This is a genomic window from Methylophilus aquaticus (assembly GCF_030769565.1).
In the GTDB taxonomy this organism is placed as follows: Bacteria; Pseudomonadota; Gammaproteobacteria; order Burkholderiales; family Methylophilaceae; genus Methylophilus; species Methylophilus aquaticus.
The window spans coordinates 19,208-41,338 of record NZ_JAVCAP010000016.1 but is presented as its reverse complement, the minus strand read 5'-3'; the positions used below and the strand labels follow the sequence as shown (position 1 = coordinate 41,338).

Here is a 22,131-nt window from a genome sequence, read left to right as displayed (position 1 = left end):
TGTAATAAAATCTAATACAAAAAACAGGGGACATGATGATTCGACAGTTACGATTGGCCATTCGCAATGATCTGGAGGCACCAGAAGAGGCCAGGCACTTTGGTAGCGGCTGGTTGAGCGGTGTTGCTGCCTTGATTCTCAGTATCGCCAGTATTGGTCTATTGCTGGGTGATCGTTTTTCAGGGCTGTTTTCTACTCAGGTTTTGGCTGCTTTATACGCATTGCCTCAATTTACCCTGATTGTGCAGGGTCTGGTCGTCTTGGGGTTTGTGTTGGCCTGCACCAATCTGGTATTGCGCCGCAACCGCATACTGGGGTTCACCGCCATTGGACTGGTATTACTGACAATCACCATTGCACAAACCCTCAATGCGCGACAAGCCAGTTTGTCGGGGCTGACCATCAGCCTTGATTGGTTTGTCCTTAACATATTACTGACAGGCATATTGTTTATCCCGTTGGAGAAGCTTTTTGGCCGCTTGACACAACAAGCGCTGTTTCGTGATGAATGGCGCGAAGATTTGTTTTATTTTTTGATCAGTAGCGTGTTTGTACAAACACTGACTTTTTTCACGCTCGCGCCTTCTATGGCAATTTTGCAACATACCAGTGACTGGAGTGCGCTGCGCCAAACTGTTGCAAGTCAACCACTATGGTTGCAAGTGATTGAAATCATGTTCCTCACTGATTTTGTGCAATACTGGTTTCACCGTGCCTTTCATCAAATCCCGTTTTTATGGGGCTTTCATGCAGTACATCATTCCGCTAAAAAAATGGACTGGCTAGCTGGCTCTCGCATGCATATTGTTGAAATTATCGGTTTGCGCAGCATGACTGTGATTCCCATGTATGTACTCGGCTTTGCCGAGGGTGCGCTACATATCTATATTTTACTGGTGTATCTGAATGCAACCTTTGTGCATGCCAATGTGCGTTTTAATGTGGAGTGGTTGAAACCATTGATGGTGACACCTCGCTTTCACCACTGGCACCACGGTATCGAAAAAGAGGCGATTGACGTCAATTTTTCAATTCACTTTCCGCTGTTCGATAAACTGTTTGGCACTTACTATATGCCACCCAATCAATGGCCCACTGGCTATGGCATAGGCGGCCACCCTGTGCCTAATGGCTATTGGCGGCAGTTCTGGTATCCATTCAAAAAGTAGTTAATTAGCCGCACACATCTACAGGCGTGTCGGCCTTGCTTAAAAGAGACCATGTCGATGGTCAAAAAACGCGCCGACACTTTTTGTGCACTTATTGAAATTGATGCACTGCGCACGATTTTTGCTGAGACAAAAGTATCAGCATCTTGCCAAGGGCCAGCCATGTTTAATTTCAATACAATAAAAGCGGTGTTATTTGACCTGGACGGTGTGCTTTATATTGGCCAGCAGCCAGTTGCAGGCGCAATAGCAGCGGTTGAAGCGATTCGCAAGGCGGGTATGGCGGTACGCTTTGTCACCAACACCAGCACACTTTCCTTGCATGCATTGCAACAAAAGCTTAATGCATTAGGCTTCAATGCGGTGCCTGAAGAGGTCATGAGTGCACCGCAAGCGACCATTCAGTATCTGAAACAGCAGGCTAACCCGGTATGCAAACTGCTGTTGGCCGAAGATGTAAAAAAGGATTTTTCAGGCTTTGACCAGTCTGAAACGGCTGCCACTTATGTGGTGATCGGCGATATTGGCGATGCCTGGTCTTACCCTTTACTGAATGAAGTGTTTCATTGTTTGGTCAATGGTGCGCAACTGATTGCCATCCATAAAAACCGTTTTTGGCAGACCGAAACCGGCTTGCAGATGGATATTGGTGCTTTTGTCACAGGCCTCGAATATGCCAGCAATACCAAGGCAATGCTGATGGGCAAACCCTCGCGTCACTTTTTTAATATGGCAGTAGATGCTTTGCGTCTCAAACCTTCGGAAGTGCTGATGATTGGGGACGATATTGATGCCGATGTAGGCGGCGCGCAGGATGCGGGTTTACATGGCGTGCTGGTGAAAACTGGCAAATATCGTGAAACCTATACTCGGCTTTCAGCAGTTGACCCGGACGCCACCATCGCATCAGTCGCAGACTTGCCTGCCTTGCTGGGGGTTCAGCACCTTTCCGCACATTAGTGCTGGGTCCGGAGATGCACGGTTTTCATTGAATCACACGCCTGCATCACCGTTTTCGCGGCCTGCATAGTATAATCGCGCCATGTCCGAATCGAACTCTGTGGGTATTGTTAAAGCGCAAGTCGCGCACTTCACCACACCGCTCACCTTGCAAAGCGGTGACGTGTTACCGCAATACCATCTAAGCTATGAAACCTATGGCAAACTCAACGCAGCCAAAACCAATGCTGTGCTGATTTGCCATGCCTTGTCCGGCAATCACCATGTGGCAGGGCGTTACAGTCCTGAAGACAAATACCCCGGCTGGTGGGATAACCTGATTGGCCCGGGTAAACCGCTGGATACCAATAAATTCTTTGTGATTGGCCTAAACAACCTTGGTGGCTGTCATGGCAGCTCCGGGCCATCTAGCGTCAACCCGCTGACAGACAAACCCTACAGCGCCACTTTCCCGATTGTCACGGTAGAAGACTGGGTGGAATCGCAAGCGCGCTTGCTCGACAGCCTGGGCATACAGCAGCTGGCTGCAGTGATTGGTGGCAGCCTGGGCGGCATGCAGGCGCTGCAATGGAATATTGCCTACCCTGAACGTGTGCGCCATGCCTTTATTATCGCTTCGGCACCCAACCTGACCGCGCAGAACATGGCATTTAACGAAGTCGCGCGGCAGGCGATTATTACCGATCCTGAATTTTTTGAGGGTGACTATTACAACCACGGCACGGTTCCGCGCCGTGGCTTGCGTATTGCGCGTATGCTGGGGCATATCACCTATTTATCAGATGATGTCATGGGCGAAAAATTTGGGCGTAAACTTCGGCACGGCGAACTCAAATATGGCTTTGATGTTGAGTTTGAAATGGAATCATACTTGCGCTATCAGGGCGACAAGTTTGCCGGCGAATTTGATGCCAATACGTATTTGCGCATGACACGCGCACTGGATTATTTCGACCCGGCCAAAGCCCATAACGGTGAGCTGAGCCAGGCGCTCAAAGGTGCCAAAGCCAAATTTATGGTGATTTCATTCACCAGTGACTGGCGTTTTTCACCCGCGCGTTCGCGTGAAATCGTGCAAGCCCTGCTCGACAACGCCTTGCCGGTAAAATACGCAGAAGTAACGGCAGAGCACGGCCACGATGCCTTCCTGATGCCAGACCCGCACTACCATGCCATCATGCGTGCTTATCTGGAGCAGATTAAAGTATGATGAATAATGCCAATAATACAAACATTCGTGCAGATTTTGCATTAATTACAAACTGGGTCTCAACCAAGGCCAAAGTACTGGATCTGGGTTGTGGTGATGGCACCTTGCTCACACACTTGCATCAAACACTGCAAACAACAGGCTATGGCATTGAAAAAGATGATGCCAACTGGCTGACCGCCCTTAAAAATGGCGTGGATGTGATCCAGATGAACCTGGAAGAAGGACTTTCAGGCTTTGAAGATCAATCCTTTGATACGGTGATTTTGTCGCAAACGCTGCAAGCCATGCACAATACAGAGACGATAGTGCAGGAAATGCTGCGCGTGGGTCGCGAGGCGATTGTGACGTTTCCCAATTTTGGCTACTGGCGTAACCGCATGCAAATCACTTTAGGCAATATGCCGGTTTCCAAAACACTGCCCTACCAGTGGTATGACACACCCAACGTGCACTTGTGCACCATTCATGACTTTGATATTTTTTGTAAAAATCACCATATCGAGGTCATGGAGCGCAAGGTGATTACCGAAGGTAAAGATGTCCATGTATTACCCAACCTGATGGGTAACCTGGCTATGTACCGTCTGAAAAACTCTGCTTAATCAACGCGGGCAGAGGCTTGACAAAGAAAAAGCCTAGCCCAGATTCAGCGCCTTCAGTCGTCGATACAAGGTATTACGGCTCATCCCCAGTTGTCGCGCCACTGCAGAGATATTGCCAGCCTGCTGTTGCATGGCCAAGCGAACGGCCTCATCGGACTGCGCCTTTAATGTCAGCCCTGCGGGTATGGTTTCAACCATTACAGCAGCCACACATTCAAGTTCATCCAAAAAATCCTGCGTCAGATGCTGCAAGCCGATCACTGCACCATCCGCCAAAGCAACCGCCGTCCGCAATACATTGTGTAATTGCCGCACATTACCAGGCCATGGATGGCGTGAAAACAACGCCATCACTTCATCGCTGATGTGCGCTTCTCCTGCTTGCTCCACTTGCAAAATCATCCTGATCAGGGGTTGCAAATCCTGGCGTTGACGCAAGGCTGGTAATTGCACTGTCAGGCCATTAATCCGGTAATACAAATCACTGCGAAACTCACCCACAGCCACTTTATCCTTGAGCTTCTGATTGGTTGCACTCACCAGCATAAAGTTGACCGGCACCGATTTGCTGGAACCCAGCGGGGTGATGCACCGCTCTTGCAACACACGCAACAACCGTGCTTGTAACGAAAGTGGCATATCGCCTATCTCATCCAGAAACAGAGTGCCCCCATCTGCCTGCTGAATTTTGCCGACATTGCCTTTTCGTTTGGCACCGGTATAAGCACCTTCTTCGTAGCCAAACAGCTCAGCCTCTATCAGTCCTTCTGGCAAGGCGGCACAGTTCACGGCAATAAATGGTTTGTCACGGCGCGTACTTGCATCGTGGATAGCCCTCGAAAACAGTTCCTTACCAGCGCCAGTTTCACCCAATACTAAAATAGGAATCTCACGATTGAGCACCTGCTTAACTTGCGCAATCGCTAGCTTTAATTGTGGATCACCACTGTCCAACAACGCTAGGCTTGCCGCTGATTCACGTGGCACAGCAACCGCCGGACGGGAGGAAATGAGGGTGGCTTTACTGGAAACGCGCGCAAACAAACGAGCACCATTACGCAAGTGCAACGGAAATAACAGGTCAGTTGACAAGCAACGCTGCTTGAAAGCAGACCATGACTCGTCAAACACCTCTTCAAACTGTACCTGCCTTACTGAGAGCACATCTTCATCCAGCGGCAGGCCAAACTGAAACTGCCCGCTGCGGTTAATCGCTTGTAACTGACCTTGTGCGTCAAACAAAGCCAAGCCCTCCCAAAGCGTACCGATAAACTCTGGTCTGGCATGAAAATGCACGCCGATCTCACCCGTTGCCGTTGCATGAAACAGGCGGTTTTCGACCATCTGTGCAGCCATTTTAACTAATGCCAGCGTGTGTTGTTGCGGCGCACTATAGTCATTTGAAACGTCAAGAGTCGCCACCAACTGGTTATTGGCTGCAAAAATCGGGACTGCCGAACAGCTTAAGCTATGGTGATACGCCATAAAATGCTCGGCACCCTGCACACTGATAGGGCTGCGCTCAACCAGCGCTGTGCCAATAGCATTGGTTCCGCGGTGCTCTTCGCTCCACGACGCCCCCGGAAGTAATGAAGCACGAATAGTGTTTTCTTCTATGCCATCGCTCTTGGTGCGCAGAATCACGCCGTCGTTATCGGTCAAAATTACCAGACTACGGGTATGTGCGATCTGCTCACTCAGTGTCAACATTTCAGGCTCGGCATGCGTGAGTAAGAGCCGGTTTTTTTCCAGCCGCTGTGCAAGTTCTTGTGCCGTAATAATTTGATCCTGGGCTGGCGCCTGTTCATCCACCCCTTTAACCATGCAGCGTCGCCACGATCGTGCAATCGCCTCGGCAATCGCACGCTGGTCATCACGCATGGCTAAAGAAGCCTGTTGCGAAGAGGGCTGGGAAAATTTTGACATGACTGACTTGAACACCTGTACCACCGATTGAACAACTGTACCAGTTTGACACAGTACTGAACAGCCACCTCGGCTACATTGATCAACATCAAAAGCAGCCAAGACAATTAACATATTGATTTTAATTTAGTTTTTCTCAATCACCAAGTGTTTGCACAACTTGGCACACGCATTGCAATCACCTCATCCTGTGAGTAACAAAAGAGGCTTTTGATTACTTTCAGTAACCATATTGATAATTCAGCTTCATACCATTTTGGAGGTAATTTATGCAACATAAAATCAAACTTGCGGTTGGCGCATTATTGCTGGGCAGCCTGAGCACCAGCGTATGGGCTGATGCAGAGCTGGACGCCCTGATGAAAGATGACAATCAATGGGCCATGGCACGTAAAGACTATGCTAATCAGGGTTATAGCCGTCTGTCGCAAATTAATAAAAGTAATGTGAAAAATTTGAAATACGCATGGTCTTTCGCCACCGGCGTGAACCGCGGCCACGAAGGTGCGCCACTGGTGATCGGGAACACCATGTTTATTCACACTGCGTTTCCTAACAATGTGTACGCGCTGGACCTCAACGACAATCAGAAAATTTTGTGGTCATACTTTCCCAAACAGGATCCAGATGTGCAATCTGTGTTGTGTTGTGACAACGTGAACAAAGGTCTCGGCTACGGTGATGGCAAAATCTTCTTGCAGCAAAACAATGGCGTGCTGGTTGCGCTCGATGCCAAAACTGGCGCAAAACTGTGGGATGTGAAAGTCAACGACCCTAAAATGGGTGCCGCCAATACCAACGTACCTCATGTGTTTAAAGACAAAATCATCACTGGTTGTTCCGGCGGCGAGTTTGGCGTACGTTGCCATATCTCTGCCTATAGCATTAAAGACGGCAGCCTGATCTGGAAAGCTTACAGTACTGGCTCTGACAGCGAAGTGATGATAGGCAAAGACTTTAACAAGGAAAACCCGCATTACAGTGCCTTGTCCGTGTATGAAGATGTCAACGGCGGCAACAAAGAAGGTGGCTCATTTAAAAACTTGGATAAATCACAACTGAAATATCCTGAAGCCAATCTGGGTGTACGTACCTGGTTAAAACCGCAACAGCAAAAAGATGGCTGGCAAAACGGTGGCGGCCCAACATGGGGCTGGTACTCCTATGACCCGAAACTGAACCTGATGTATTACGGCACAGGTAACCCAGGCACCTGGAACCCGGATGTCCGTCCGGGCGACAACAAGTGGTCGATGACAATTTTTGCACGTGACCTAGACAGCGGCATTGCTCGCTGGGGCTATCAAATGACCCCGCATGACGAGTGGGATTACGATGGCATGAACGAAATCATCCTGTGGGAAGCCAATGGTAAGCAACTGGCCTCACACTTTGACCGCAATGGTTTCGGCTATACCTTTGACCGCACCAACGGCACCTTGCTGGTGGCTGAAAAAATGAATCCATTTGTCAACTGGGCCAGCAAAATTGACCTGAAAACGGGCATTCCGGTAAAAGACCCGAAATACTCGACCCATCAGGATTACAACGCACAAGGCATTTGTCCTTCTGCGCTCGGTGTAAAAGATGAACAACCGGCCGCTTATTCGCCTAAAAACAAAACCTTCTACGTGCCTTTGAACCACGTGTGCATGACCTATGAGCCTGTGGAATCCAAATACGTGGCAGGGCAACCATGGGTAGGTGCCACCTTGACCATGTTTGCCGGTCCGGACGGCGTGATGGGTGGGTTTATGGCCTGGGATGGCCTCAAAGGCAAAGCCCAGTGGTACAACAAAGAGAAATTCTCTGCCTGGAGTGGTGCGCTGGTCACGGCAACTGATCTGGTGTTCTACGGTACGCTGGATCGCTGGGTAAAAGCGCTGGATGCCAAAACCGGTAAAGAGTTGTGGAAATTCCAAGTCGGTTCCGGCGTGGTAGGTAACGTGATCACTTACGGCCATAAAGGCAAACAATACGTAGGCGTGTTGTCTGGCATTGGCGGCTGGGCGGGCGTTGCCATGAACCTGGGCTTGACCAATGATACCGATGGCCTGGGCGCTGCAGGTGGCTATAAAGAGCTGACCAAATACAATGCTGCTCCTGGTGGTGGTGCAATGAACGTATTCAGCCTGTAAGGGAAGGGATTAACCATGCAATTATTAAGTAAATCCCTGTTAGCCACTGCATTTCTGGTTGCGACGGCCTCAGCCATCGCAGGCGGTGGTGCCGAAGCCTTGGCGCAAAAAAGTGGTTGCCTGCTCTGCCACAGCGTAGACAAAAAAGTATTGGGCCCTGCTTACAAAGATGTGGCTGCCAAATACAAAGGCGACAAAACGGCTGAAGCCAAGCTGATCCAGAAGGTAAAGGCTGGCGGCAGTGGTGCCTGGGGGGATATGCCCATGCCACCAAACAGCCCGCAAGTGAAAGATGAAGACATTAAAACACTGGTGCAGTGGGTACTTAGCCTCTAGGACAGGCGTATTGATTTAAACCAGCTTAATTATTAATCTCCGAGTGTGCCAACCCGCAAGGGTTGGCTTTTTTTTGCCTGCTTATCGAGCCCATTATAAAAGCGTTTACAATGCGGGCATGACCATCGCACAAACCCTGTTTACCCGTCGCATGCTGATGTGTGTGGCCTTAGGCTTCAGTTCTGGCTTACCACTGTACCTGCTCCTGCAATTATTGCCTGCCTGGTTGCGGAGTGAAGGGCTGAATTTAAAAACCATCGCCGCCTTCGCCTTTATGCAACTACCCTATACCTGGAAGTTTTTATGGGCGCCCTTGATGGATCGCTATACCCTGCTGGCACGCTTTGGCCGCCGTCGCAGCTGGATTCTGGCCACACAAATAGGCTTATTCGGAGCAATTATCGGTCTGGGCGCATTTAATCCGCAATCAGAAATTGGCACCGTTGCACTGCTCGCAACATTAGTAGCCTTGTTTTCTGCCAGTCAGGACATCGTCATTGATGCCTACCGTCGCGAAATTTTAAGTGACGAGGAACTGGGCTTGGGCAACAGTATCCATGTCAATGCCTACCGGATTGCCGGACTGGTGCCGGGCTCACTGGCACTGATACTGGCCGACCACCTGCCCTGGTCACAAGTCTTTTTCGTCGTCGCATTATTCATGCTGCCTGGCATAGGCTTTACGCTCTGGTCTCAAGAGCCAGTTGCCGTTGGCAAACCCAAAACCCTGTTGCAATCGGTAATTGAGCCATTTAAGGAATTTATACAACGCAGTGGCTGGCAACATGCCTTGTGGGTGCTGCTATTCATCCTGCTTTATAAACTGGGTGACAGCATGGCCACTGCACTGGCCACCCCGTTTTATCTGGACATGGGCTTTAGCAAAACCGACATTGGCGCGATTGCCAAAGGCAGCGGTCTGGTGATGCAGATTGCAGGCGCATTTGTGGGAGGCCTGTGGATGCTCAAACTCGGCATCAATCGTGGTTTATGGGTATTTGGTGTCGTGCAGGCATTATCCATCCTGGGTTTTGCCTGGCTGGCAACAAACGGCCCTTTCACTGAGATCGGCGCAGCAGAACGCAGCATGCTTGCCGTTGTGATCGGCTTTGAAGCGTTTGGTGTCGGCCTGGGGACTGCCGCGTATGTCGCCTACATGGCACGTGAAACCAACCCGGCCTATACTGCAACGCAACTTGCATTGTTTACCAGTCTATCCGCCGTACCGCGCTCAGTATTCAACGCACTTACGGGCGGGATGGTGGAAGCATTAGGATGGCAGCAGTTTTTTTATGTGTGTACTTTGCTGGCGATTCCGGGGATGTTGCTGTTGTTTAAGGTAGCCCCTTGGCGGGAAAGTTAGGTAGTAACTGGCCTTTTCTTAGGATGAATTAATGACAATGAATCTTCTGCTTATTAAACAAATGGTCAACGTTTAATCCTCATTTTCTTTCGCCTCTCGGCGAGTTACTTTCTGTTGCTTGCCCCACAGAAAGTAACCAAAGAGGAGGGCACCCAGCCATCACGGCCTTCGACTGCCTTGCGTTGCTCAACAAAGTAAGCGGTCGCGAAACTCGCCCTAGCAGCCTGCACACTAGTACAGCGGCTTTGATTTTCGGATGAATCGCGCTTGATTACTGGATGCGAATAAACTGACATATTACAGTGATTACTGGATGGCAATAAATAGCAATTAAATGCCATTCAAACATAATATAAAGCCGCTTACGGATGCGGCGACAAAGTTGCAGCAGAGCTTTGTCTGTCTTAGTGTTCGTTGCCGGTTACTCTCGTCCGGCGAGTCGCGCATCAACCCTGCGGCGGGTATATATTCGACAGGTGTCCAGTATGTGATGATCCATCCTGGCAATTATGTGCGGGGCTACCTCGGCACCAATATCATCCTCAATGCTTTGGATTATCTGCTAACTGCTCATACGGTCACCCTATAATGACCTGGCCGCTAGTGGCGCAGGGTCTTTGGTTGATCCGTACTCAGACTACGGTGAGACGGGTGTGAACTGGCGGTTGGCGCCGTCAGTTCACCCGCCCTGTTTTAATTAGGCCATTCAAGAGGCCCAAGCTCATTAAATAATTCAGCTTTTGAAGGGATTGATCGACTGCCGGACTGAACAGCTGAAAGAATTTCATAGCCAATAGACCAATTAGCATCACGCCTTTCAATCATATATTGCGCCTCTGTGGCAAATTTACTTATGGCTGACACAGCATAGGTGCAACAACTTAGACAGTTGTCATAATTTCTAGTCCTTGCAAAATCATCAAGGCGTATTTGAATATCAAGTGTAAATTGTTGAATCAACTCATCTTGGGTAGGTTCTTTTTCTGGTTTTTCGAGCAGAGCATCAGATGGTAAAACTTCACCGATAGCAGTGATTACATGCTCAGACCCATCGGCCAGCCAGTATTTAACGCCAACAAAAAATGGCTGCAAATCAATGTCTGCCACAAAACCCGATATGGGCAATGCGTTCCCTGGTGCAATACGATAATTGGCTTTATGCCAGGGTGTGGGGTTTAAACGACTATGACCGCGCCTGGGCAATGTTACGCGCCTATAACGGTGGGCTGGGATGGTGGCAGCGCGAAGCATTGCTTACCACTGCCCGCAGGCTGGCAACCCGTGAAGAGATCGACGCCATGTGTGGCAAACACCAACGCGCCCAGCTGCACTGCCGTGAAAACCTAAACTATCCGCATCGCATCCTTAATGTGTACCAGCCGCGTTACTACGGCTGGGGTGCAAAAATCGTCATGGGTGGCAACGAATGAACGTCATTCCAACATGGTTTAAAGCACTGTTAATCGGTGCCTTAATTGGCTTTGTGTTGCACCAGGTATATGAAGCCGGGGCAGAAACAGAGCGCAGCAAGTGGGTGCTCAAAAAAGCCTTGCAAACCGTGAGCAACCAGGTCGAGCTGGCAAAGAAAAACCGCGACCTGCGCGTGCTTGAAAACCGTTTGGCTTCCCAAGCGCTGGAAACTTTCACCTTTTATCAAGGGGTATTCAATGAAATCCAAGCTAAAAAACAAAGCACTCTTGCTGGCGTGCGCAATGGCACTGTCCGCTTGTCAGTCCCCGTTACCGGCCCCACAACCAACTGCCAAAGTACAGGCAGTGGAAGCGCCTCCGATAGACCCGAAGCTACTGGAGAAACGCGAGCCGAACTATCTAGAGAAGCTGCTGAATTTCTTATCAGCTACGGGAGTGAGTTTGACGAAGTCGTCAACGAAAGCAACCAAGTAAAAGCCCTTCTGGCAGATTGCCGGGCGGCGCTTACACAACAACAATCAATTTTAAAGGAGTAACTATGCCGCCAGCAGAAGACGATTTGAGGCGCATTGCCGAGGGGTTTGGAGAGTTAAAGGGCGAGCTGCGCATTATGCACCAGCAAACCATGCGGTCTTTTGACAATATCCGCGATGACATGCAGCGGATGGAAGAGAGTCAAAAACAAGCCATGGAAAACATGGAAGAGCGCATCAACGGCAAGATAGACAGCCTGGGTGGCCGCGTTAAAACACTTGAGCAGAAAAGTGAAGATCAAAAGGTCGCTGCTGCCAAGCAAGGTGTGGTTGTCAGCGGAATCACTGCGGGTTTGACCTATGCAGCGATTGAGTTGCTTAAACGGATTCCGCACTGATGGCGCATAGTCAAGAAACCCGCAACAACGTGCGCAAAGCATTTGTGGTGGATGGCCTGCCATTGACGGTTGCATGCAGCACCAATGGCGTGAGCTATGACACAGGCCGCGAGTGGAAACGCCAGGCAAAAGAAGCTGGGGACGATTGGGATACTGCCCGCGCGGCACACCAGATCACCAACCAGTCTACGGACGAAGCGACCAAGCAACTGGTGGACATTATGGTGCGTAAGGCTTTGGTGATCGCTCAAAAGTTGGAAGACTCCAACCTTGGCCCAGAGCAACAAATACAGCTTGTGGCCAGCATCAGCGATTCAATGTCCAAATTTACAAAATGCATTGCGCGCATTGACCCCAAGCTGGGCGCACTCAGTGTTGCGCTGGATACGCTTAAAACGATTGCTGAGTATCTGCAAAAACATGATCGCGTCGCGCTTGCACAGTTTCAGGATCACCTGGAAGGCATCGGCGGCGTTTTACAAAGCCGGTTTGGTTAACGGGAATTTGAAAAAGGGTTTCTTATGAAAAAAGGTGAAGTCGATTTTAAAGACGAAGATTCTGTTCGCGAGGATTATGAGTCAGGCAAAGACGTTTATGACGTTATTGATGAGATTGTGGCGGAGTACAACTGAGTCGTCATCAATATGTTTTTTAAATGGCAATACACACGATATGGGCAATTAGCATCAGGCATATTTTTTCTGATGCTAATGCCTGTATTGCTGCCAGTTTTGTTTGTACTCTTCAACATTAAAACGGTTTTTCTTGAGTTTCAGGAAAGTGCACAAGATTGGTTTTATGAATGCATCAAATTGATTAAAGGCGAGCGTTGCAAGTGACCGATATCGACGATCTCAATATCAAAGCCATCAAAAGCTGGCAAGAGTTCGAGGCCGAACTCGCCCAGCTTGGCGAAGACCTGCGCGAGCAAATCGAGCTGGAGTGCGAGGCGTTTGATGTTGATCCAGTTGCCAGTAAAGAGCGCCGCGAGCGTGCTTTGTTCGATTACCAGTTTTTCTGCCAGACCTATTTTCCGCACTATGTGCCAACGCCGCACTTTAGCTTGTTTCATCAATATATTTTTGAGGCATTCCCCAAAGCCATTGATAGTTTTGAGGATGCCAGAAACGTTGATGAAGCGCCACGTGGTGAGGCTAAATCAACTTATGAGACACAGCTCGGTTCATTGTGGTGTATTTGCCGGGCGACTTATATTGATGCTTTGATTAAGGCATTGCAGCTGCCCAAAAAAGCACGCAAGCACATGATCGGCATCATCATGAATACCGAAGAGCAATCTGCAGAGATGCTTGAAAGTATTAAAGCCGAACTGGATACCAATCCCCGTCTAGCGATGGACTTTCCCGAAGCTACAGGCCGTGGCCGCGTATGGCAGGCAACAACTATCGTCACCGCTAACAATATCAAAATCCGTATTGGCGGCACAGGTAAAAAAATCCGTGGTATGAAACATGGGCCACACCGTCCAGACCTGATTTTTCTGGATGACCTGGAGAATGACGAAGAGGTACGCAACAAAGCCCAGCGCGATAAAGTGGAAAAGTTTGTATTGTCAGCCGTACTTGGTTTGGCTGGCCCAGCTGGAGGCATGGACGTTTTTTGGGTTGGAACGAGCCTGCACTACGATGCGGCTATCAATCGTGTCTCACGTGCGCCTGGCTGGACCCGCAAAGTGTTCAAAGCGATCACCAAGTGGCCGGATCACATGGATTTATGGGAGCAGTGGGAGGCTATTTACAAAAGCGGCAGTACGGATGAAGACCGTGCAATGGCAAAGATTGAAGCCATGGCATTTTATAAAGCCAATGAACTGGCAATGAACAAGGGTGCCGTGGTTAGCTGGCCGGAGGTAAGGCCTTTATATCGCCTGATGTGCATGCGTGCGGTCAATCACACCGCATTTAACCAGGAGCAGCAAAACGAAGCTGGAAACGACGAAAGCGCACCATTTAAAACACTGCACTTTTGGGTTAACCGCTTGGCTGACTGGTTGTTTTTTGGTGCGCTCGATCCATCACTTGGCAAGAAAGGGACAGGCCGCGATCCTTCTGCACGTTTAGTGGGTGGCTTAAACCGCTCAACCATGGTGCTTGATGTGGTTGAGGCTAGAGTTTCGCGCCTGGTGCCTGATTTGATTATTAGCGATTTGATTGATTGCCACAAAGAGTACAACTGTATTGCATGGGCAATTGAAACAGTGCAGTTTCAGGCATTTTTATACACAGAAATCATCAAGCGTGCCGCTTTAGCTGGCATTGCTTTCCCTGCTGTTGCGGTAACACCGCACACAGATAAAGACCTGCGCATTATGAGCCTGCAGCCCTATGTCACAAATGGGCAAATCAGGACACATGCAAATCACACAACATTTAATGAGCAGTTGCAGTTTTACCCAGAGGCAGACCATGACGATGGCCCCGATGCACTGGAAATGCTCAAGAGTATTGCCTTTGAATACGGTGGCGAGTGGACTTACACCTCAGCTGATTCCTCGCGTCACCATAGACGCAGCACAAGTCGATCAAGTGACGACGATTACCAGGACGATTAAACATGGCAAAAAACAGACACCGCCGCGCAGCACTGGCAAAACAAACTGCCAGCCGCCCAACACCAGAAACAGACATGCAGACCGGGCCACGCTCAAGCCTGGGCCACACGCTCAACTATATGAGCGTGATCACTATCCCGCCTGCACGGCTGGCAAATGCTTTTGCAATGGCAGACCAGGGCCAGATCACCGAGCAAAGCAAACTGTTTAATCTGATTGAAGAGCACGACGCGCATATTTTTGGTGATATGGCAAAACGCAAGCGTGCAATCACCTCGTTAGGTTGGCAGCTTAAGGCACCAGATGATGCCAATGATAGCGAACTCAAACGCACAACAGAACTTGAGCAAATGCTGCGCGAAAACAATGGCTTTGAGCAAATGCAGTATGACCTGGCCGATGCGACTGGCAAGGTCTTCTCCATGGTCGAGATGGAGTGGAAAAAAGGTGACGTGTGGTTGCCAGAGTGCTACCACTACGTGCCGCAGCAAATGTTTGTCACTGACCAAGACACCGGAGAACTCAAATATAACGGCACAGGCATGCCGGAAGAGTTGCGCCCGTATGGCTGGATCAAGCATATCCATAAAGCCAAATCTGGCTATATTGAAAACGCAGCCTTATTCCGCGTATTGGCCTGGACCTACGCCTATAAAGCCTACAACGTGCAAGACATGCAGCGCTTTTTAGAGTTGTATGGCTTGCCGTTGCGCTTGGGTAAATATCCCGCTGGTATCGACAAAAAATCACGCGATGAGCTGCTGCGCGCAGTGCGTTCTATCGGTAACGATGGTGCCGGTGTTGTGCCAGGCAATATGAGTATTGAATTTATTCAGGCCACAGCAGCGGGAAAAATTAATGACTTTTTGGATGCAGTCCACTATTGGGAAGAAAAGCAAAGCAAAGCCATTTTAGGCGGTGACCTGGACGGTAAAACCACCACTGAAGCGCGCATTATGGTTTATGACAAAGTGCGTCGCGAGATCCTGCTTCACGATGTTGGCAACATGGAGCCGACCATCAACCAGCAGCTGCTGGCCCCAATCAATATGTACAACGGCATGTTTGAGCCAAGCCGCATGCCTAAATTCAAATATCTCACGCAAGAGAGTGTAGACCAACAAAAGATGGTGACCGTGCTTGAAAAAGGCGTGGCGCTTGGCATGGAAATCGAGGTCGAATATGCACACGAAGTTATGCAAATCCCACGTGCCAAAGAAGGCGCGGCGCTGCTTGGCAAGCCTGCTGAGGCCACACCTCTTAACCCTGTCGATAATAAAAATAAACCAGCTACGGCCCTGAATGCTAACCCTGTCACCGGCGCACTTAGCCGTTTGGCTGCATTGGCAAAAACTCAGGGCGCACAAGCAGTAGATGCAGGGCTTCAACCTCTACTTGATAGGGCATTAAAGGGCTTGGATTTTCAGGAGATAGCCTCGGCTTGGTTAGCTGGTTTAATCAATGACATTAAAAATGGTGCGGATGATTCGCAGATTTTGGAAAAACTCGCAGAAAGCTGGCCGAATGCTGACGAATCAGCTTTGCAAGACAGACTGACACAAATTATGTTTGTGGCTGAGGTGCTTGGAAAACTTGAAGCACAAAAAGACATGCTGGGTTAATAATGCAGCTGAATGAGTCTGATATTAAGCTGATGTTTGGTATGAAACCCGCTGATGCGATTGCATACCTTGAGAAAAAAGGCATGCGTTTGTCATGGGATTGGCACGAAACTTTAGATTCAGTAAACGCGCGTAGCTTTACGGTTGCCAAGGCAGCGCGGATAGACATTTTGCAGTCTCTTAAATCTGAGCTTAAAAATCAATTGGTCAATGGCGGTACTCAAAAACAGTTTATTGACAACCTGACACCCATACTTCAACAACAGGGGTGGTGGGGTAAACAAGTCATCGTTGACCCTGCGGGAAATGCACAAATGGTGCAACTCGGTAGCCCGCGTAGGTTAAAGACCATTCGTGAGACTAATATGCAATCGGCCTACATGGCTGGCCGCTATAAAGCCATGATGGAAGCCAAAGCCACTCACCCCTATTGGCGCTATGTGGCTATTTTGGATAGCCGCACCCGCCCAACGCATCGCGCACTAGATGGCGTTGTTTTTAGTATAGATGATGAGTTTACAAATGTTGGCTACCCGCCCAATGGTTACAATTGCCGCTGTCGTGCAGTGGCTATGTCTCGGGCGGCGCTAAAGCGCGAAGGCATCACGCCCACAGATACCTCTGGTATTTTGAAAACTGAAACAGTCAAAGCGGGTGTGGATAAGCGTACTGGTGAGGTGAGATTTGCACAGCGCACAGGGTTTATGCTCCAGCAGCCTAACGGCAAATCTATATGGGTAGGGCCAGATGTAGGCTTTAATTCATCGCCAATTGCCTCACCAATCATGGATAAGTTATTGGTGAGGCAAGCCAAGCAGCTCACACCTAACTATTTAAATCAGGTGCAGGATATTTTACTGAGCAAACCAAGAATGGACGCTTGGCGTGGTTTTGTAAAAAACGTAATTGACTATGGTTTTACACAAAATCAATCTATCACCGCTACTGTTGTTAAAGGTAAAGCACTAGCTCTAGCCCAAAAATACATTAATGACCAGTTTAACGCGGTGGCAGAGTTTCAGGACAATCTTATAATTGGTAAAAAAGCACAACGTCATTCAGATTTTAATATGCAGTTGACTGTAGATGACTTCATGGTTCTGCCGATATTAATCAGTAATGCACAAGACTTTCGTATCGACACCGAAGACAATGCGCTTATTTACAAAGTCGTAGGTAAATCTGGCAAAAAAATATTGATGGCCATTCAAGATAAACATGGCAAAGCTGTTGTATCAACGGTTTTTTATGACATAAATGATAACTTTGAGAAATACAGTCTTGGCGATAATCCAAGATATATTAAAGAATAGGCGATGATGCTTACCCGACTCGAACGGGAGAATCACATTAATTAATGTGGCGACTCCCCTGGAGTCCGCACCCTCACATCATTCACCTACATTTAGGATAATACCAAATGCAATTTGAAGTCAATCTAGATAATAGGCACTTGTTACACGTATTAAATGCTTTAACCAATGCACTTGAGCATCCTTCCGCTTTGCTACATGGTATTGGCGCCGAAGTTGTTGATATAACAGAGCGCAATTTTGCAGATGAATCAGGCCCAGCTGGCGAATGGCAATCTCTTGCAGAAGCAACAATAAATAGTCGCGAGAAAAAAGGTCAATGGCCTGGTAAAAAACTTCAAATTGACGGCTCTTTGGCCAGAAGTGTGCTTTACACAGTGGAAGACTCAAGTGTAACCATACAAGCTGGCAGTGGCGGATCAGAAGCATACGCGGCGATACACCAATTTGGTGGCATGGCTGGCCGTGGACGGAAAGTTAAAATTCCAGCTAGACCTTATTTACCTTTTGTTTCCGATGGCAGCAATGTTGAGTTATCCGCTGATGCAACCTCTGCAATTGCCGATACATTTAATGATTATTTGCTAGATGTGCTTAAAAAATAAGTCTTAAAACCTGCGCGTCAATTGGGCGGATATCCAGAGAGCGATCAAAGACTCGTTGAAGATGTAGCCAATGACTATTTATTAGCTGTATTAAATCGTGTTTAAAAATTAATTAAAAGCTATTTAATGGGGATTTATACCCTAATTAAATTTTAATTAATCTCTATTACCCCGTATTTTTATCCCGAATATTTACCGCAACTGTCCAGAAATCAATGATTTTATGTTTATCCACAGAATCTAGTGTTTACGCGGCGAGTCGGCCAATTCCGCCCGGTTGTGACTGTCCAGATTCCACACCCCCCATACTACACTACGCAAGCTGCCGCGGAGCTCAGACAGTCGCTCCCTTCTTCCTTACTTTGTTTCCGCTACTCAGCGTGATGGGATGGGATTTATCTCGCCAAACTCACACTGTTGAAATTTGGACCGTTCAAAAACTCAAATTCTTTTCTTTAATCCACAAAGGGTGGCGCTCACCTGGTGTTAGGGGTCCCCATCTGCCGCGCCGAGTAGCGCAGGCAAAATAAGATCAAACGAGCGGCTGTCCGAATCCCGCGGCGGCCTGCGATTTGTGCAGGCCGCTAGGATGAGTTTCGTGAGCGCTTATGCCTAAGTCTGGCAAAGCAACGGACGAAAGTCCTTAGCAGAGCAACGCAGGAAACAAGCGGAAGCTGGGGTGCACTTTCTTTTGGTGACTTTATCTTTGTGCAAGCAAAGAAAAGTTACTCGCCGAGAGGCGAAACAGAAAGATGGACCTCAGAAGAGATATCTACAAGTACTCGCAGTAGGTTAAGTACACGCCCTTCGATTGCGTCCAAGTTGAAGTGTTGACCCCGCCTGGATTCCGGCCAACCCCGGAATGACAGCCCTAGAGAGCCAGCTAAGTATCGGTGAAGCGCACGCAAAGAGCGTGCTTTGCCAAAAGCCTGCTACACCTCAGCTAAAATACCGGAACGCACTATCCCAGCAATCTAAAAAGAACAACCTTCCTTACTCAATCCACATAATCCACAATCAACGGTGCATGGTCACTAAACCGCTCCGCCTTATACACACTCGCCGCCTTCACCTTTGCACCCAACACTGGCGTCGCCAGCTGATAATCAATCCGCCAGCCCACATTCTTCGCCCAAGCCTGACCACGGTTACTCCACCATGTGTAACAGTCATCCGTGGTATCCGGGTACAAGGCTCGATAGGTATCCACCCAACCCACACGCTCCAGCACATCCGTCATCCACGCACGCTCTTCTGGCAAAAAACCGGAGTTCTTGCGGTTACCTTTGAAGTTCTTGAGATCAATTTCCTGGTGGGCAATATTCCAGTCACCACAAATCACAACCTCGCGCCCACTCGCAATCAATTGTTCCAGATGCGGCAAAAACACTTCCATCACCTGAAACTTGAATTGCTGCCGCTCTTCACCGCTGGAACCACTGGGCAGATATAAAGACACCACGCTCAGGTTGCCATACTGGCATTCCAGGTAACGACCTTCTGCATCAATTGGCGCATGGCCCAGGCCTATGATGACCTTGTCTGCAGGCTGTTTGCTGTAAATGCCTACGCCGCTGTAGCCTTTTTTCTCGGCATAGTGAAAATAGCCGTGGTAGCCAAGGGGTTGCAACATTTCTGGCTGCATATCACCGGCTTGTGCTTTCAATTCCTGCAAGCACACAATGTCACCGCCGCTCTTGGCCAACCAGGGTAAAAAGCCTTTGTTACAGGCTGACCGTATGCCATTCAGGTTCAAGGTTATAATACGCATTGTTTACATACTTTCTGCTTTTAAAAATGACTGACCACACATTAAGTGCCGACTTTATTGCTTTTTCCATCCAGAAACAGGTACTGCGCTTTGGTGAATTTAAAACCAAAGCGGGGCGTTTGAGCCCTTATTTTTTCAATGCGGGCCTGTTTGATGATGGCGAAAGCATGCTCAAACTGGGTGAATTCTACGCCAACAGCATTCTACAGTCTGGCTTGCAATTCGACATGCTGTTTGGCCCGGCCTATAAAGGTATTCCTCTGGTCACCGCCATCAGCATTGCCTTTGTGCGCCTGGGGAAAAACTACCCTTACGCGTATAACCGCAAAGAAGCCAAAGACCACGGCGAGGGCGGCACGCTGGTAGGTGCTGCATTGAAAGGCCGCGTACTGATTATAGATGATGTGATTTCTGCAGGAACTTCCATCCGCGAATCAGTCGAGCTGATCCGCCATGCTGGCGCGATACCTTGCGCAGTCAGTATTGCGCTGGACCGACAGGAAAAAGGTCTGGGCGAGTTATCAGCCGTGCAGGAAGTCGAGCAAACCAACCAGATGCCTGTGGTCAGCATTGCCAAACTGGCAGATCTGTTTGCCTATCTGCAAGGCAACGACAAGCTGGCGCAATACTTTCCGGCAATTGAAGCCTACCGCGCACAATATTGCGTGCGTTAAGGCGCTAAACCCATTCAATCAAGCGGGTAGATACGCGTTTGATTTACTTCAGCATGCCCATTAAACGGGACATGATTAACGCCGGGTTATTTTCCACGACCCCATTGGGTGTGAGCTGATTCACCACATCAGGTAGATATTCGGCAATTTTCTGGCTTAATTGTTCGGTAGTCATATCCAGCTTGCCTGCAATGCCAGCCAGCACCGAACTGCCTAAGGCGGCACCGATTTGTTGCGCATCTACCTTGAGGTTTGCGCCTGAGCCCACCCATGAGTCGACTTGTGCATCCAATCCGCCATGTTTAAGCGTTTGCAAAATACCGGGTAAGCCCCCGTATTGCTGAAACAGCTCCATGGCCAGTTTCGCCAGGGGCGCTTTTTCGCCCATCATTTTGTTCATCATGGCACCAGCCACGTTATCAAATAATCCCATTATGTTCCCTTAAATAATTACTGAATTTTTATTGATTTTTCAGGTGCAACTGCGTTACTCCTGACTGGCTACACAGCAGTTTTAACCCATTTTCTGTTTGTGTACGCTGACTTACTGAGGCGCAAACGTAAACGCGTCACTGTAAAATGCTTCGTCAGGCAAGCCTTGCTTGGTAAACGTTTCTTTGGCAGTGTCCACCATCCCCGGTGCGCCACAGGCATAAACTTCAAACCCGCTTAAATCGGCGTAATCGTCCAGCACAGCCTGATGCACCAGGCCACGCCTGCCTTGCCAGCCATCCTGATCACTGCCGTTTGAAATCACTGGAATATATTGAATATTGGGCATAAATTGCGTCCAGCGCTGGCAGAGTGCATCCATATACAAATCATTGACATGACGTACTCCACGGTAGAGCATCACCGGACGTTGGCTCTGGTTAAAAATCATATGCTCTATCATGCCTTTGACCGGGGCAAAACCCGTACCTCCAGCCACCATGATGATGGGTTTATCGCTTTGTTCGCGTAAATAAAAACTGCCTAACGGCGCTTCAATACGCAGTATGGTTTTGACCGGCAATTCATTAAAGACTTGTGCGGTAAAGTGCCCACCTTCAATCAAGCGAATGTGTAACTCGATAAAACCACTTTCGTGTGGTGCATTGGCAATCGAAAAAGCGCGGCGGCGGCCATCCTTGAGCAGGAATTCAATATATTGTCCGGCCATAAAGCTGAAGCTTTCAGTCGCAGGCAATTGTAGCTGCAGCACCATGACATCGTCGGTGAGTTGTTCCTTGCTTTGTATCCGCACCGGCAAAATGCGTGGTTTAATGCCCTGAATGGCCTCGATTTGACGGCATTCAATCACCAGGTCCTCGAGCGGACGCGCACAACAAAACAAAGCCATGCCTGTCGCCAGTTCGGCGTCACTGAGCGCATTGCCCTGATAGTCGTCGTGCACGACTTTGCCAGTGAGTATTTTGCCTTTGCAGGCGCCGCAGGCGCCATTGCGGCAGCCGTAGGGCAAGTTGATGCCTGCCTGAATCGCTGCTTCAAGCACAGTTTGGCTGGGGCGGACATCAAAGGTGTGGCCGCTGTTTTCAATCAGTACACGGTGCATGGCTAAAACGG

21 protein-coding genes are annotated in these 22,131 nt (G+C 49.0%); 16 read left to right on the top strand and 5 right to left on the bottom strand.

Annotation, left to right across the window (positions count from 1 at the left end; all coding sequences use genetic code 11):
• Positions 1–32: 32 nt before the first annotated feature.
• From Q9291_RS08700 to metW, 4 genes are all read left to right on the top strand, one after another.
• Positions 33–1,169, top strand: a complete 1,137-nt coding sequence (locus Q9291_RS08700; protein WP_306389647.1) for a sterol desaturase family protein — start codon at positions 33–35, stop codon at positions 1,167–1,169.
• Between the two features lie 162 nt (positions 1,170–1,331).
• Positions 1,332–2,129, top strand: a complete 798-nt coding sequence (locus Q9291_RS08695; RefSeq protein WP_306389646.1) for a TIGR01458 family HAD-type hydrolase — start codon at positions 1,332–1,334, stop codon at positions 2,127–2,129.
• Positions 2,130–2,211: 82 nt separating this feature from the next.
• On the top strand, positions 2,212–3,339 hold the full coding sequence (gene metX / locus Q9291_RS08690) for a homoserine O-succinyltransferase MetX (RefSeq protein WP_306389645.1): 1,128 nt from the start codon (positions 2,212–2,214) through the stop codon (positions 3,337–3,339).
• Positions 3,339–3,944 (top strand): methionine biosynthesis protein MetW, encoded by a 606-nt coding sequence (gene metW / locus Q9291_RS08685; protein ID WP_306389684.1) that lies wholly within the window; start codon positions 3,339–3,341, stop codon positions 3,942–3,944. The genes metX and metW overlap by 1 nt, the downstream gene beginning before the upstream one ends.
• A gap of 33 nt (positions 3,945–3,977) precedes the next feature.
• Here the strand turns inward: metW and Q9291_RS08680 are convergent, their stop codons facing one another.
• Complete coding sequence (locus Q9291_RS08680) at positions 3,978–5,870, bottom strand: sigma-54-dependent Fis family transcriptional regulator (RefSeq protein WP_306389644.1); 1,893 nt, start codon at positions 5,868–5,870, stop codon at positions 3,978–3,980.
• 269 nt (positions 5,871–6,139) lie between these two features.
• On the opposite strand from Q9291_RS08680, the gene Q9291_RS08675 reads away from it, so the two are divergent.
• The 3 genes from Q9291_RS08675 (at position 6,140) to Q9291_RS08665 (ending at position 9,707) form a co-directional block, all read left to right on the top strand.
• On the top strand, positions 6,140–8,008 hold the full coding sequence (locus tag Q9291_RS08675; RefSeq protein ID WP_306389643.1) for a methanol/ethanol family PQQ-dependent dehydrogenase: 1,869 nt from the start codon (positions 6,140–6,142) through the stop codon (positions 8,006–8,008).
• A 15-nt stretch (positions 8,009–8,023) separates the two neighbouring features.
• The gene (locus Q9291_RS08670; protein WP_306389642.1) at positions 8,024–8,344 is read left to right on the top strand and encodes a c-type cytochrome; all 321 of its coding nucleotides are present in this window, start codon (positions 8,024–8,026) and stop codon (positions 8,342–8,344) included.
• Between the two features lie 118 nt (positions 8,345–8,462).
• Positions 8,463–9,707, top strand: coding sequence for an AmpG family muropeptide MFS transporter (locus tag Q9291_RS08665; protein WP_306389641.1), 1,245 nt, complete (start codon positions 8,463–8,465; stop codon positions 9,705–9,707).
• A 693-nt stretch (positions 9,708–10,400) separates the two neighbouring features.
• On the opposite strand, the gene Q9291_RS08660 is transcribed toward Q9291_RS08665, so the two are convergent.
• On the bottom strand, positions 10,401–10,814 hold the full coding sequence (locus Q9291_RS08660) for a hypothetical protein (protein WP_306389640.1): 414 nt from the start codon (positions 10,812–10,814) through the stop codon (positions 10,401–10,403).
• Positions 10,815–10,843: 29 nt separating this feature from the next.
• Between Q9291_RS08660 and Q9291_RS08655 the strand changes: the two genes are divergently transcribed.
• From Q9291_RS08655 to Q9291_RS08620, 8 genes are all read left to right on the top strand, one after another.
• Positions 10,844–11,137, top strand: a complete 294-nt coding sequence (locus tag Q9291_RS08655) for a hypothetical protein (protein WP_306389639.1) — start codon at positions 10,844–10,846, stop codon at positions 11,135–11,137.
• Positions 11,134–11,673, top strand: a complete 540-nt coding sequence (locus tag Q9291_RS08650) for a lysis system spanin subunit (protein ID WP_306389638.1) — start codon at positions 11,134–11,136, stop codon at positions 11,671–11,673. The genes Q9291_RS08655 and Q9291_RS08650 overlap by 4 nt, the downstream gene beginning before the upstream one ends.
• A gap of 2 nt (positions 11,674–11,675) precedes the next feature.
• The gene (locus Q9291_RS08645) at positions 11,676–12,008 is read left to right on the top strand and encodes a hypothetical protein (RefSeq protein ID WP_306389637.1); all 333 of its coding nucleotides are present in this window, start codon (positions 11,676–11,678) and stop codon (positions 12,006–12,008) included.
• Positions 12,008–12,505 carry a DUF1804 family protein gene (locus Q9291_RS08640; RefSeq protein WP_306389636.1) on the top strand — a complete coding sequence of 166 codons (498 nt, stop codon included), beginning with the start codon at positions 12,008–12,010 and terminating at the stop codon, positions 12,503–12,505. Before Q9291_RS08645 ends, Q9291_RS08640 begins: the two co-directional genes overlap by 1 nt.
• Positions 12,506–12,843: 338 nt before the next feature.
• Positions 12,844–14,580: a phage terminase large subunit gene (gene terL, locus Q9291_RS08635; RefSeq protein ID WP_306389635.1), complete on the top strand. Its 1,737-nt coding sequence runs from the start codon at positions 12,844–12,846 to the stop codon at positions 14,578–14,580.
• 2 nt (positions 14,581–14,582) lie between these two features.
• The gene (locus Q9291_RS08630; protein WP_306389634.1) at positions 14,583–16,202 is read left to right on the top strand and encodes a DUF935 domain-containing protein; all 1,620 of its coding nucleotides are present in this window, start codon (positions 14,583–14,585) and stop codon (positions 16,200–16,202) included.
• Between the two features lie 2 nt (positions 16,203–16,204).
• Positions 16,205–17,515 (top strand): phage head morphogenesis protein, encoded by a 1,311-nt coding sequence (locus Q9291_RS08625; RefSeq protein WP_306389633.1) that lies wholly within the window; start codon positions 16,205–16,207, stop codon positions 17,513–17,515.
• 107 nt (positions 17,516–17,622) lie between these two features.
• Positions 17,623–18,120, top strand: a complete 498-nt coding sequence (locus Q9291_RS08620; protein ID WP_306389632.1) for a phage virion morphogenesis protein — start codon at positions 17,623–17,625, stop codon at positions 18,118–18,120.
• A gap of 997 nt (positions 18,121–19,117) precedes the next feature.
• On the opposite strand, the gene Q9291_RS08615 is transcribed toward Q9291_RS08620, so the two are convergent.
• Positions 19,118–19,891: an exodeoxyribonuclease III gene (locus tag Q9291_RS08615; protein WP_306389631.1), complete on the bottom strand. Its 774-nt coding sequence runs from the start codon at positions 19,889–19,891 to the stop codon at positions 19,118–19,120.
• A gap of 26 nt (positions 19,892–19,917) precedes the next feature.
• Here Q9291_RS08615 and pyrE point away from each other — a divergent pair, with 26 nt between their 5' ends.
• Positions 19,918–20,565, top strand: a complete 648-nt coding sequence (gene pyrE, locus Q9291_RS08610) for an orotate phosphoribosyltransferase (RefSeq protein ID WP_306389630.1) — start codon at positions 19,918–19,920, stop codon at positions 20,563–20,565.
• A gap of 43 nt (positions 20,566–20,608) precedes the next feature.
• Here the strand turns inward: pyrE and Q9291_RS08605 are convergent, their stop codons facing one another.
• Together Q9291_RS08605 and Q9291_RS08600 are read right to left on the bottom strand one after the other, a co-directional pair.
• Positions 20,609–20,998, bottom strand: coding sequence for a YidB family protein (locus Q9291_RS08605; protein ID WP_306389629.1), 390 nt, complete (start codon positions 20,996–20,998; stop codon positions 20,609–20,611).
• Positions 20,999–21,109: 111 nt separating this feature from the next.
• Positions 21,110–22,120, bottom strand: a complete 1,011-nt coding sequence (locus Q9291_RS08600) for a CDP-6-deoxy-delta-3,4-glucoseen reductase (protein WP_306389628.1) — start codon at positions 22,118–22,120, stop codon at positions 21,110–21,112.
• Positions 22,121–22,131 lie beyond the last annotated feature (11 nt).